Annotated in this window: 10 protein-coding genes and 1 pseudogene; 8 read left to right on the top strand and 3 right to left on the bottom strand. The window is 64.1% G+C overall.

Annotation, left to right across the window (positions count from 1 at the left end; genetic code table 11):
- Positions 1-138: 138 nt before the first annotated feature.
- The 7 genes and pseudogenes from ACRYA2_RS09810 (at position 139) to ACRYA2_RS09780 (ending at position 6,151) form a co-directional block, all read left to right on the top strand.
- Positions 139-867 carry a DUF4397 domain-containing protein gene (locus ACRYA2_RS09810; protein WP_433627080.1) on the top strand — a complete coding sequence of 243 codons (729 nt, stop codon included), beginning with the start codon at positions 139-141 and terminating at the stop codon, positions 865-867.
- Positions 868-1,905: 1,038 nt separating this feature from the next.
- Positions 1,906-2,441, top strand: a pseudogene (locus ACRYA2_RS09805) (DUF7261 family protein).
- A gap of 276 nt (positions 2,442-2,717) precedes the next feature.
- Positions 2,718-3,857, top strand: a complete 1,140-nt coding sequence (locus tag ACRYA2_RS09800; RefSeq protein ID WP_433627077.1) for a mechanosensitive ion channel family protein — start codon at positions 2,718-2,720, stop codon at positions 3,855-3,857.
- 104 nt (positions 3,858-3,961) lie between these two features.
- Positions 3,962-4,264 carry a hypothetical protein gene (locus ACRYA2_RS09795; RefSeq protein WP_433627075.1) on the top strand — a complete coding sequence of 101 codons (303 nt, stop codon included), beginning with the start codon at positions 3,962-3,964 and terminating at the stop codon, positions 4,262-4,264.
- Between the two features lie 27 nt (positions 4,265-4,291).
- Entirely contained in the window at positions 4,292-4,666 is a 375-nt protein-coding gene (locus ACRYA2_RS09790) for a cytochrome c maturation protein CcmE domain-containing protein (RefSeq protein WP_433627072.1), read from the top strand.
- Positions 4,667-4,769: 103 nt separating this feature from the next.
- Positions 4,770-5,474, top strand: a complete 705-nt coding sequence (locus tag ACRYA2_RS09785) for an ABC transporter ATP-binding protein (protein ID WP_433627070.1) — start codon at positions 4,770-4,772, stop codon at positions 5,472-5,474.
- Between the two features lie 2 nt (positions 5,475-5,476).
- Positions 5,477-6,151: a heme exporter protein CcmB gene (locus ACRYA2_RS09780; RefSeq protein ID WP_433627127.1), complete on the top strand. Its 675-nt coding sequence runs from the start codon at positions 5,477-5,479 to the stop codon at positions 6,149-6,151.
- 66 nt (positions 6,152-6,217) lie between these two features.
- Here the strand turns inward: ACRYA2_RS09780 and ACRYA2_RS09775 are convergent, their stop codons facing one another.
- Genes ACRYA2_RS09775 through ACRYA2_RS09765 form a run of 3 tightly spaced genes read right to left on the bottom strand, consistent with a single transcriptional unit; the run spans position 6,218 to position 10,276 of the window.
- A complete protein-coding gene (locus ACRYA2_RS09775; RefSeq protein WP_433627068.1) occupies positions 6,218-7,411 on the bottom strand; it encodes a carboxypeptidase-like regulatory domain-containing protein in 1,194 nt (397 codons plus the stop codon).
- A 13-nt stretch (positions 7,412-7,424) separates the two neighbouring features.
- On the bottom strand, positions 7,425-9,809 hold the full coding sequence (gene ccsA, locus ACRYA2_RS09770; RefSeq protein ID WP_433627066.1) for a cytochrome c biogenesis protein CcsA: 2,385 nt from the start codon (positions 9,807-9,809) through the stop codon (positions 7,425-7,427).
- Positions 9,806-10,276, bottom strand: a complete 471-nt coding sequence (locus ACRYA2_RS09765; RefSeq protein ID WP_433627063.1) for a thioredoxin family protein — start codon at positions 10,274-10,276, stop codon at positions 9,806-9,808. Before ACRYA2_RS09765 ends, ccsA begins: the two co-directional genes overlap by 4 nt.
- A 322-nt stretch (positions 10,277-10,598) precedes the next feature.
- Here ACRYA2_RS09765 and ACRYA2_RS09760 point away from each other — a divergent pair, with 322 nt between their 5' ends.
- Positions 10,599-11,903 carry a c-type cytochrome gene (locus ACRYA2_RS09760; RefSeq protein ID WP_433627060.1) on the top strand — a complete coding sequence of 435 codons (1,305 nt, stop codon included), beginning with the start codon at positions 10,599-10,601 and terminating at the stop codon, positions 11,901-11,903.
- Positions 11,904-11,938 lie beyond the last annotated feature (35 nt).

Raw genomic sequence — 11,938 nt, 5'->3', positions numbered from 1 at the left:
CACGCAACACACCGCTCCGCCGAAAATTGGTTGCAAACGCTCGCCTTCGCATGGAATCAGCTAATCTGAACAGTGCCCAACTGGTTGGGGAAAATTATTTTTTGCTAACCTGTCGTGGAGGTGGCGGGGGAAATAGAGATGAAGCACACACGACGACGGATACTTCGAATCGTCGGTGCGAGCGGACTGACCGCTCTCGGTGGGGTAGCGAGCGCAGACGACACGACCACAGCCGATGGAGAAGCGGCCCGCGTCCGAATCGTCCACGCCGTTCCGGACGCGCCAGCAGTCGACGTGTTCGTGGACGGGAACCGCGTTCTGGAAGGCGTCGAGTTCAAGGCCGTGAGCGACTACCTCGAACTCGAACCCGGCCAACACACCTTCGAGGTCGCGCCCGCGGGAGAAGGTCGGGAGAGCGCAATTCTCGAACAGCAAGCCACCCTCGAATCGAACACCGACTACACGGTTGCGGCGGGCGGCAGACTCGACAGTCCCGAGGCGTTCGTATTCGTGGACGAGAACGAAGCGCCGTCGGCGGACCAGGTTCGCCTGCGAGCGGTTCACCTCTCGCCCGACGCGCCGGCCGTCGACGTCGCCGCGGACGGGAACGTACTCCTCGAAGGACTCGAGTTCGGCAACGCCAGCGACTACGTCGACGTTCCCGCCGGGTCGTACTCCATCGAAGTTCGTCCCGCCGGGACGGAGGAAGCCGTCGCGACGTTCGACGCGACGCTCGACGGCGGCACCGTCGTCTCGGCGTTCGCCGTCGGTCTCCTGGAAGCGAGCGACGACGCCCAGGCGTTCGACCTCGTGACGGCGGTCGACGCGAGCGGCGAGGAGACGACGACCATGACGACCACGACGTAGCGACCCAAGTCGAGCGGAGCGACATCGCACTCGTTTTCGTTTCGGTACGTAGCGAACGCGGACGTCCTCGTCGACGTCGTCACGGAGCGTCTCCCTCGCGGAGTTGCGCCGCGACACGGTTCCGGACCCCGTTCGACGGGGACGTTCGAACGGTCGAATGAAACCCCGGCTACATATAACTAAATTAACTATCTCATTTCATAATCAGCATCAGCTCACGAGAACCGATAATGAGCGTTCTAGTCCTCTTCTAGGGGTTCAACTCGGTCTCATAATTGGCCTGAATCCCCGGGACAAAGATGTGGGGGATAGCTGGAAGACGGAACTAGGAATGAGAACGTGGTCTGCTCAGAATGTCTGAAAGTGGCGAAAATCAGCGGACGATGCTATGAGGGTGCTAAGGACAACGATACGCTTCGCAAGAATTCTGTTCATAGAGCCATTCAAATCTTCATAATCGGATTCGGTCTGGCGATTTCTAAGGCCATGACGGATCAAATCTGTGCGCTGTACTCTCAGTACAAACCGATAGCCGTAACCGGATTCACTCAAAGCAACTTCCCTCTCCAAGCAAGATCTCTTCCATATCCCTTCACTTTCGTCCATAGTCGTTCGCTGAACCAATCACACCCCGTTCTTCCGGGGGAAATACTGATTATGAACACCCAACAACTTACGCTCACCACCGGATATGGTCGTTAGACGTTGGAGTGGCCGTAATTCCGATTATGATTCATCCATCGCGATGGCACGTTGACATCCTCCCCGCCCTAAAGGGCGGGGCTGTCTCCTCGCACTTCCGTAACGATGGTTTCCAGTCAAAGAACCATGTAACGGGGATGAATATCCAGGGATCTCTATACCGGCTTACGGTTACAGACTTTAGCGTGATTATGGCTGGTCGAAATGGGAAGTTCCAGTGGATCAGCATTAACAATGTCCTCTAGCGGCTGTTAAAATAACACACTAATTTCGCGTAGGTGCAGAAGACAGTAGGATTCTGATGACGACGACGAACGACGGTGTGACGATCTGGGTGTGGTACGCGTGATCAGTCGAGACGACCTGGACTGTGCTCAGCTGGTCCTCGCGGCGGCCGCCGTGGTCGCGGTCGCGCTCGCTCCGGTCGTGTTCGCCTACCTCAGTTGGGATGTCACGCCGACGTGCGAGCGACCGGCGACTGCGACGCGCCGGTCGAGAGCGCCGAGCGCGTCCTCGGCAGGGCGGTCCACGACGCCGCCGACGGGATTCCGTCGAGCTACCGGTGGGGGTCGCGGTCGGCTGCGGTGTCCACGGTTCGGTCGCGGATAGCCGACGACGTGGAGACGCTGGAGACCTCACGAGTCGAGGAGGGGACCGTGTATCGAGTCGGCTACAACCGGTCGGTGGCCCGAGCGTGGGCGAACCGGCGGTGTCCGAGCGGTCCGGACCGGCAGTTCGGCGCGTGCGAGGCCGACCGGGGCGTCGTCGTCCAGAACCGCGGCGGCGAGACGCACGTGCTCGCCGTGACGTTTGACGTGCACGTGACGACCGACCGCGGCGAGTACGACGCGACGGTGGCAATCACATCGTAGCAGTCGTCTCCTCCCTGGACGTCGCCGGGAGGAGAGGCGCGGCCCCGTCCCAGACGAAGTGCACAGCGACGACCGAAACGTTCCCTGACACTGACCAGGAACCAACCATCCACCTCTCATTTTTCAAGAGAAGTTCGTGAATCTCAGATATATTGTCCCATTTCTGTAGGCTTTTCAACATACTCAAGCCGGATGCGGTGTATAGTGAGAGAGACGAGTGTCGGCCGTCTCCGTGAACACCGGAGAGCGTGCCACACCACCGTCGGAGTCGGTTCCATGTCGAACTCTCCAAGCCTCGTCTTCCAACTCGACCAGCAACTCCCCGACCCCGACTCTCGGGTATTGCTATCGACATTCCTGCTCGTCGTGCTCGTGTTCGTCGTGTGGGTGCTCTGGAGGATCGCACCGCGACTAAAACGGCAGTTCAACTCGCGCTTCGTGGACGTCTTCCTCCTCACGACGAGTGGACTCGCCGCGATTCTCGTCGGACAGTGGGCACTCGCGCTCTGGACGGACCCCACCGCTCCCGCCCCGAGGGTCGACGTCTTCTCGAAACTCACGGCAGCAGGAGCCCGCATTGCGATCACGTTTGGTCTCCTCGTGGCGGCCTACGTCGGAGCGGGGATGTCCATCCGTATCATCGACCGATTCGTTACGCAAAGCAGGCAGATCACTCGCCATCAGGGAGAGGTCTTCGCCCGAGTTGCGGAGGTCAGCATCTACCTCCTCTCGGGGTTGCTACTGCTGGGCGTGTGGCGAGTGGACGTTCGCGCGTTCCTCATCGGGGCCGGATTCCTCGGTATCATCATCGGACTGGCAGCGAACGAAACCCTGAGCGCGCTGATAGCAGGATTCACGCTGATGTTCTCGCGGCCGTTCGAGATCGGCGACTGGATACAGGTTCCGATCGGGGAAAACGAAGCCGGGGAAGGCATCGTCACCGACATCACGCTGTTCACCACGCGAATCGAGACGTTTTCGGGCGAGTACGTCATCCTCCCGAACGACGAGGTGAGTTCGAACTCGATCACGAACTACGGGCGGAAGGGGCGACTTCGGCTCGAAGTCGAGGTCGGCATCGACTACTCGACCGACCCCTACCGGGCGATGTCGGTCGCGGAACGGGAGATGGCGGACGTTCCCGACGTTCTGGAGGTACCCCGGCCCCGGTCCGTTCTGACGGGGTTCGACGAGTCCGCCGTCGTCCTCGAACTCAGGTTCTGGATCGACCGTCCGAGCAGTCGCCGGAAGTGGCGCGCCATCACCGAGGTTATCGCGGCCGTCCAGACCGCCTACGACCGGGAGGGAATCAAGATACCGTTCCCCCAGCGAGAGGTCTCGACGCGCGACGAGACCGGCGGTTTTCGCGTCGTCGACGGTCGAGAGCAGGACGGTCGACTCGAACGAAGAAAGTGAGATCCGGTCCGGGGAGTCCGTGGGAGAGACGTCGTAGGTGGACGTGGGAAATATTGGGGGAACTATCCAAACACATATGCCACCGGCGTCACTGTACGCGAACGATGGCGACGGCAGATACGTGCTCGGACGCGACGCCGACGGACGCGGTCGACGACGTTCGCACCGAAATACGACGGACGAAACGATGCGAACTCGCCGAAGCGACGCGGAAACTGAAACGGGACGGACTCACCGAAGAACAGCGCCGCATCGTCGCGGCGCTGGCGGACGCGATAACGACCGAGGTCACCGCCGATGCAGTCGAGGCGCTCCAGACGGCGGCCGACCGTGGCGACGTCGAGACGGTTGCCATCGGACGGTCCCTCCTGAGCCGTGACGGGCGTTCGGACGAAGGCCAACTTTGAAATGCAGAAAACGACCAATTCAATCCAATGAAGCGGAAAAATAAGTTCCTCTTCGGGGGAGTCGGGATACTCGTCTTGCTGCTCGTTCTGGGGGTGACGACGATGAACGCGACGACGACGTTCGTCACGCCGGCCGAGGCCGAGAGCGGCACGTACGACGGCGAGTGGGTGAACCTGGAGGGCCAGGTCACGGACCTGCAGCGGGCGAACGGTCGGATAACCTTCCAAGTCACGGAGAACGACAGTTCGGTGCCGGTCGTGTACGAGGGACCGATGCCGGAGACGATGCAGAACGGGCGCATCGTCGTCGCGAAGGGTGCTCTCCGCGACGGGAAACTGAAGGCTCAGGACCTCTCCGTGCGCGCCCACGAGGGCGAAGAGCGCCCGGAGAAGTCGAAGTGATCCGGCAGGGACCGCCGGTGACCGCTACGACGGCGGCCGCGGTGTGGCATCGCAGGGCGGAGCGCGACGGTAACGGAGCAACCGATACGGCTCGAAGCGACAAATGGCACTCATCGACGTCGACGACCTGACGAAACGATTCGGCCACGTCACCGCCCTCCGAGACGTGAGCTTTCGCGTCGCGGACGGCGAGCGCGTCGGCCTGTTCGGACCGAACGGCGCGGGCAAGACGACCCTGCTTCGCATCCTGTCGACGCTGTCGACGCCGACCGACGGGCGGGTGCTCGTCGACGGCGAGGAACTGACGCCCGACCGGACGGCCGTCAGGCGGCGCCTCGGCGTGCTCTCTCACGACACGATGCTCTACGACGGACTGACGGCGCGCGAGAACCTTCGACTGCACGCGAGCCTCCACGGCGTCGACGAGGACCGATGCGAACGACTGCTCGAACTGGTCGGCCTCTCGGCCCACGGGAGCAGCGATCCGAGCCGGTTCTCCCACGGCATGCGCAAGCGACTGTCGCTCGCTCGGGCGCTCCTGCACGAGCCGGAGGTCCTGCTGCTCGACGAACCGTACTCCGGTCTCGACCGGCGGTCGATGGCCGACTTCGGGGACCTCCTCGACGCCGTCGGCGTGGAGACGGTCGTGATGGCGACCCACGATCTCGAACGCGGGTTCGAACACTGCGACCGCGCGCTCGTCCTCGACGGCGGGGTCGTCGAGCGCGACGTCGGCCTGGCCGACCTCGACGCGCCGTCGGAGTTCCTGGACTGCTATCGAGCCGCCATCGGATTGAGGGGCCGGTGACGATGCGGACGTTCCTGCGGGTCGCCTACGAGATCGCCCGGAAGGACCTGGTGCTGGAAGTTCGCTCGAAGCGCGTCCTCAACACCGCCGTCGTGTTCGCGCTGCTGGTCGTCGTCGTCTTCGCGTTCGGGTTCGCCCAGTCGTTCGTCGACCTCGGCACGGTCGGCAGCGGCGCACTCTGGATCGCCTTCGTCTTCGCCGGGACATTCGGCGTCGTGCAGGGCGCGGCCGTCGAGGACGAGGACGGCGCGCTCGACGGCCTGCTGCTCGCCCCGGTCGACCGGTCGGCCGTCTACGTCGGCAAGGTCGCGAGTTCGACCGTGTTCGTCACGGGGGTCGCGCTCCTCACGCTCGCGTTCGTCGGCGTCTTCCTCGATTACTCTCCGACCGTCGCGACGCTCCCGGCGCTCGTCGGCGTCGTCGTCGCCGCGTCGTTCGGGTTCTCCGCCGCCGGCGTCGTCCTCGCACTGCTGACCGTGAAGTCCCGGATTCGAGAGCTGTTACTCCCGATGTTGCTCGTCCCGCTCGTCGTCCCCGTGCTACTCGCCGGCATCTCGCTCACGCGACGCCTCGGAACCGCCGAACCGCTCGCGTCGTGGGTCGTGCTGTTGCTCGCCTACGACGGCGTCCTCTTTCTCGCCGGGTTCGCGACGTTCGACTACGTCGTCGAGGGATAGAAGAGCGGTCGAAACGCAGCGGCCAAACGATTTCGACGGGAGCGACCGTCGACGGCCACTATCGCGTCAGAGTGCCCGGTAGGCGAGGATGCCGCCGATGACGATGCTCAGGAACGACAGTGCGAGCACGCTGACCGGGAAGTCGGAGCCGCCGCCGTCCTGGGCCGGCTGGTTCGCCGACGTGCCGGGGGACTTCTTCGCGTCTTTCGGAACGTGGACGCGAATCCGGTCACCGGCGTCGAGGGGCTCGCCGTTCGTCAGCATCGGGATGGGTGACTGTCCCCGTCGGAGGTTCGACGAGTGCCGTACCTGCGAGGCGTTGTAACCGCGGAGGACGACGGCGACGTTGTCCGTGTCGTGTTCGACCGTCTTCTGTATCGTCCGATTGTCGATGCGATACGCGACGCCGATGCGGGTCGTGTCGTTCGCGGCGACTGTCGCGTTGACGACGACGCCGTCGCCGCGGCGTGTGAACTGCGTCTGCTTGTCGCGGAACATCGCGCCGGTCGGCGTCGCGCCGTCCGGAAGCGTGACGTGGACCGGGCCGACGAACGGGCGGTCGCCGGTATTGTTCAGCGTGAGCGTCTCGACGACGCGCAGTCCGGAGCTGTTGTTCCGGGGCGCGACCTGCATCACGCGGCTCGCGGGATTACCGCCGGAGACGGAGAGCACCGAATCGTTCGCCGTCGGTTCGCGCTGTACGAACCGGACGTCGGACGCGTTCCCGGTCGTGATCGTCTTCCTGTACGGGACGCCGGCACGATGCATCCGTATCGTGTAGGTCGTGTTCGGCTTCAGCGGTCCGACGTCGAACGTCCCGTTCTCGGAGGTGTTCACCTGTCCGACCGGTGGCCCGGTCGGACTCGTCACCAGCAAGCGGGCGTTCGGCACGGCCGATCCGTTCTCGGTCACGACGCGACCGGAGATGGACGCCCCCAGTTCGAAGGCGACGCCCGACGTGGTGTTCGTCAGCACGTAGTGCGAGAAACCGCCGTGCTGGAGGCGAACGTAGTACAGCGGTGCCTTCGTGACGTTGTCGGCGGTGAACGACCCGTCGGAGACCGTGGTGTTCACCGACGGTCCCGCCCGGCGGTAGTTCTCGTCCAGTGGCGTCACCGTCACGGTGTCGCCGTTCGCGGTGCCGTTGGCGACCGTCGCCGTTCCCGAAACCGATACCGTATCGTTCGCTGCCCCGGTCGCGAGCGGAAGCACCGAGAGGCAGGCGAGCAGTACGACGAGCGAGAGTGCGAAGCGTTTCATACGTTTGAAATCGTCAGTCGGACGTCGAGGTGTCGTTCTGTGGTGCGGTCGCGGACGACCGGAGCGATTCGGCGGCGAGACCGTGGTCCGGGTCGAACAGGAGGACCAGAAACATGCCGACGAGGAGGAGCGCGACGCCCGCACGGATGGGCGTCATCAGCGGGATGCGCTTGACGGTCAGCGACGCGGTACCGTCGTTGAGCGCGGCGATGACGTACGTGTCGTGGGTGAGTCCACGGTCGATGAGTACGTCGCGGACCTGCATTCCGCCCTGCTTGACGTAGCGGCGCTGGCCGGCGTTCCCGGCGGCGACGAGTTCGTCGTTCCGGTAGACGCGCAGGTTCACCGACTTCTTCTCGACGCGCGTCAGGTCGAGCGTCGAGGGGGGGTTCGAGACCGGGCCGACGTGCTCGACGTCCGTTAGCACGACGACGTCGGTCTGGGGAACGTAGTTCCACATGACCGCGCCCTTCGCCACTATCTCCTGGCCCTTCGAGAGGTCGGCAGCCGACCGGTTCTGGCCGGTCAACCCGACCCACACTCCGGAGCCGTCGAGTTGCGCCACGGTCGCACGCGGCCCGCGTCTGATTTCCGTGACCGTCCCGTGAATCGTCTCGACGCTCCCGTTCAGCGACTGCCCTTTCGACTCGACCTCCCGGGTCGACAGCGCGCTCTGCCGGGGGTCGGGGTTCTTCGGAAGCGTGCTCTCGCTGTAGCCGACTGCCTGGACCGCATACTCCGATCCCTGCACCTGCTTTACGCTCGACCCCTGGCGTGCGTCCTGAATGATGACCGACGACTGGGCCGTGAAGAGGTACGTGAACGCCAGCGAGACGACCAGTATCGCGACGCCGACGTGGACGAACGTGATGCCGACCTCCTTCAACTGGAACCGACGCGGCGTGCCGGGAATCCGGTCGAGAGCGCGCTTGACGACGGCGATGCAGACGTAGAGCACCGGCGGTACGACCGAGAGCGCGCTCGCGTTACCGACGATGCGGTAGACGAGCGCGTCCGACGCCGACACGGACGCGAGTCGCCAGGCCGGGGTCGGAACGACGAACGCTGCTGCGACGGTGGCGACCGAGAACACGCCGAGGGCGGTGAGACTCCGCTTGCGTCCTTCGACGTCGAAGTCCATGTAGAACCCGAGCAGCAGCATCGCGACGACCACCACCGGATAACTCCACAGGTTGTAGTACTTGGGGTTGACCTCGACCTCGATGCCGGTCGCGAGGTCGCGCAGCAGCGGGAACGTCAGCCCCCAGATGGAGACGAACGCGAGCGTCCCGAGCGCGAGGACGGCGAGGTGGAGCAGGTTCGTCCTGGTGAGCCAGTCGCCGTCACCTGCGGGTTCGCCGTCCAGGGTGAACCAGTACGCGAGCGGAACGAAGACGCCCAGCGCGGCCGTCACCCCCATCAGAACGAGCAGCGACGCGCCGATTCCGCCGTCGGCGAACGAGTGGACGCTCCGGAAGACGCCGCTCCGGACGACCGACGTGGTGTAGATGGCGAGCGCGAACACCGTCGACGTCATCGCGGGCGCGAGAACCGTGTAGTTGCGTCCGGGACGGTAGTTCGTGACCGCGTGGAGCGTCGCCGTGAGGAACAGCCAGGGGACGAGAATGGCGGTCTCGACCGGGTCCCACGCCCAGATGCCGCCCCACCCGAGCACGGTGTACGACCAGAGCGCACCGAGCGCGACGGCCGCCGTCAGGAAGAGCCAGCTGACCCGTAGCCAGCGGAGCACGCTCCCGTACCAGTTCTCGAACAGTCCGTCCCGGCCGGAAAGCAGCGAGACGAAGTGCGCCGACCCGATCGCGAACGGCACAGTCAACAGCGCGTACGCGACGAACATGACCGGTGGATGGATGGCCATGTACGGGTCGACCAGCAGCGGGTTGAGACCGCGGCCGGCGGTGGGGGTGAACCCGGCAGCGGCCTGCGGGAACGAGTCGGCGACGGTGTCGAACGGGCTCTGGACGACGAGCATCACCCCGAAGTACGCGACGATGCTCAGCGTGATGCCCTGGACGAGCTTCCGGTCTCGGCCGGCGAGACCCCTGACGCGCGTGGCCCAGAAGGCGACGGTCGAGGCCAGCGTCGCCCACAGCAGCACCGACCCCTCGTTTCCGGCGTACACGCCCGTGATTCGGTAGAGCAGCGGCAGGTAGTCCGCCGTGTTGTTCCAGACGTAGGCGTTCGAGTAGTCGGTCGTGACGAACTGGTAGGTGAGATACGAGAGCGCCGTCGCCAGCAGGGCCGCGGTCGCCCCCACGAGTGCGGGGACGTAGTCGACGAACCGTTCCTCGTCGCGCACGTAGTCGCGGCCGAGCAGGACTGTCGCAGCGACGCTCGTCCCGAGCGCGAGCAACACGACGACGTGTCCCGGCGTCATCCGTCGTACCTCCGCTGGGCGCGCTGGAGATACTCGACGAACGCCTTCTTTTCCGCGTAACCGTTTATTTCGACGAGAGTCTCGCCGTCCGGCGTCACCGCGACGTGCTGCGGCGGATAGTTGGCGTCGTACCGTTGCTGGAGACGCGTCGCCGCCGGACTGCTGTCGTCGAGGTTCACCGCGACGAGGACGAACTCGTCGAGGTCATCGCGCACCGCGGCGTCCGAGTAGACCTTCTGGTTGTAGTCCTCGCAGTACGTACACCAGGTCGTCCAGAAGTAGATCAGCATCGGCTTGTCCTGCCGTTCGGCTATCTGCTGCGCCTCCGTGACGTTGGTGTGCCACTCGGTGCCGCCGTGATAGGAGTACGACTGGTCACTCAGAAGCGGTGCGGCGTTCATCGAGAAGTAGCCGATACCCAGGAGTGACGCCAGAAAGAGCAGTGTGAGGACCTTCCGGGGTGTCATTCGACTACGCAGTGGTCGCATCCCCGGCGGGTTAAGTATTGCGTGTTCTTGGAGAGAGCCACCACAATCGATGACGGTTCTCTTGCGGGAGGCACGACGAGAATGAACGCTTCTGGTCGTTCAAAGAAACGAATTCCGTGACCACTCCGGTCAGACTTCGACGTATTACGACAGGTAATCTAGATTAGTAAAAATATAGTTAAGAACGTTTAATACCCCCGCAGATATAACCGGAGAACACAATACTGTACATGGCCACGGAAGTGATACGAGAGGGTCGTTCGGGCAAGCGACTGTCGTCGCATCGTCGGTGGGATACCCCATGAGACGGAAAGCGACAGCTGCGCTGGCGCTCGTCTTCGTACTCGCCGGCTGTGCCGCTCCGCTCATGTATCCGGCGGACGACAGCCAGCAGGGCGAACTCAAACTGCCCGGCGACTGGTCGGGCTACGAGTGGATAGACGAGAACCTGCGCGAGGGCAAGTCGGCGGACGACCTCCGATACAAGAACGAGACGGCCGGGGACGGCGCTGCGTTCGTTCCCAAGAAGATGAACAACTCGACGCTCCCGGAGAACGAAAACCGGCGCGAACTCATCAAGTACGGGCAAACGCTGTTCGCGAACACCTCCGGCGAGATACCGAACATGACCGGATCGAGCAGGATGTCCTGTGCGCACTGCCACGGTGGCGGTTCGGCGCCGACCACGCAGGGAATGGTCGGCCAGGACATCGACATGATTCCCCTCGTCGGGACCGCCGCCGGATATCCCGAGTGGACGGGCCGGACGAGCCGGATGCGCGACACGCGCCAGCGCATCCAGGGCTGTTTCCTCCGGAGCATGAACACAGAGCCGGAGAACATCCCCGAGTACGACAGCCGTGAAATCCAGGCGATGGAGTCGTACCTCGTCTGGCTGGCGAAGGGGACGCCGATGCAGAAGGTCCCCTACTGGCGGCACATCCGCAAGCCCGAGGGCGACGAGCAGGTGCCCGTGCCCAACATCAACCCCGTGCGCGGCGCGAAGCTCTACCTGGAGAACTGCGCGTCCTGCCACGGAAAGGACGGGCAGGGCAAGAAGGGACAGTACCCGCCGCTGTGGGGTCCAGAATCGTACAACGACGGTGCCGGTATGGGCCGGGTGTACACGTCCGCCGGCTTCATCCGCGAGGCGATGCCGTACGGGTCGCCGCACCAGCTGACCAACTGGCGGGACGTCCAGGACATCGCGGGGTACGTCAACGCGCACAAGCGGCCACACCTCGACCGCCAGAACAAGGACTGGTCGAAGGACGGACCGCCGGACGAGGCGGTCTACTACGACCGCGTTCAGGAGCGGTTCGGCTACGATATCAACCCGATGTCGAAGAAGCTCATCGCGGCCGGACTGCCGATCGGCACCCAGCCGATCAGCAAGAGCGACATCCCCGACAACGTCGACCGCTACGACGAACCGATGCGGAACGTGTCGGTGAACACCGACCTCCCGACGAACAGGTCGGACTACCATCCGTACGAGAACTCGGGGAACGCGACGAACGGAACCGCCAACGACACGCAGAGTGACGTCGACGCCGCGTTCGTGCGCGACGAGCCTGCGTGGACGCGTTCCGACCGGACGTCGTAACGCGAACCGCGAACCCTGCTTTCGCCGAGAGTAGA

This window comes from Halomicrococcus pelagicus (assembly GCF_050954125.1).
This window is presented reverse-complemented; position numbering and strand designations above follow the sequence as displayed.

Coding starts and splice junctions, on each gene's coding strand:
- ACRYA2_RS09810 (WP_433627080.1), top strand. CDS start 139: ATGAAGCACACACGACGACGGATACTTCGAATCGTCGGTGCGAGCGGA.
- ACRYA2_RS09800 (WP_433627077.1), top strand. CDS start 2,718: ATGTCGAACTCTCCAAGCCTCGTCTTCCAACTCGACCAGCAACTCCCC.
- ACRYA2_RS09795 (WP_433627075.1), top strand. CDS start 3,962: ATGGCGACGGCAGATACGTGCTCGGACGCGACGCCGACGGACGCGGTC.
- ACRYA2_RS09790 (WP_433627072.1), top strand. CDS start 4,292: ATGAAGCGGAAAAATAAGTTCCTCTTCGGGGGAGTCGGGATACTCGTC.
- ACRYA2_RS09785 (WP_433627070.1), top strand. CDS start 4,770: ATGGCACTCATCGACGTCGACGACCTGACGAAACGATTCGGCCACGTC.
- ACRYA2_RS09780 (WP_433627127.1), top strand. CDS start 5,477: ATGCGGACGTTCCTGCGGGTCGCCTACGAGATCGCCCGGAAGGACCTG.
- ACRYA2_RS09775 (WP_433627068.1), bottom strand. CDS start 7,411: ATGAAACGCTTCGCACTCTCGCTCGTCGTACTGCTCGCCTGCCTCTCG.
- ccsA (WP_433627066.1), bottom strand. CDS start 9,809: ATGACGCCGGGACACGTCGTCGTGTTGCTCGCGCTCGGGACGAGCGTC.
- ACRYA2_RS09765 (WP_433627063.1), bottom strand. CDS start 10,276: ATGACACCCCGGAAGGTCCTCACACTGCTCTTTCTGGCGTCACTCCTG.
- ACRYA2_RS09760 (WP_433627060.1), top strand. CDS start 10,599: ATGAGACGGAAAGCGACAGCTGCGCTGGCGCTCGTCTTCGTACTCGCC.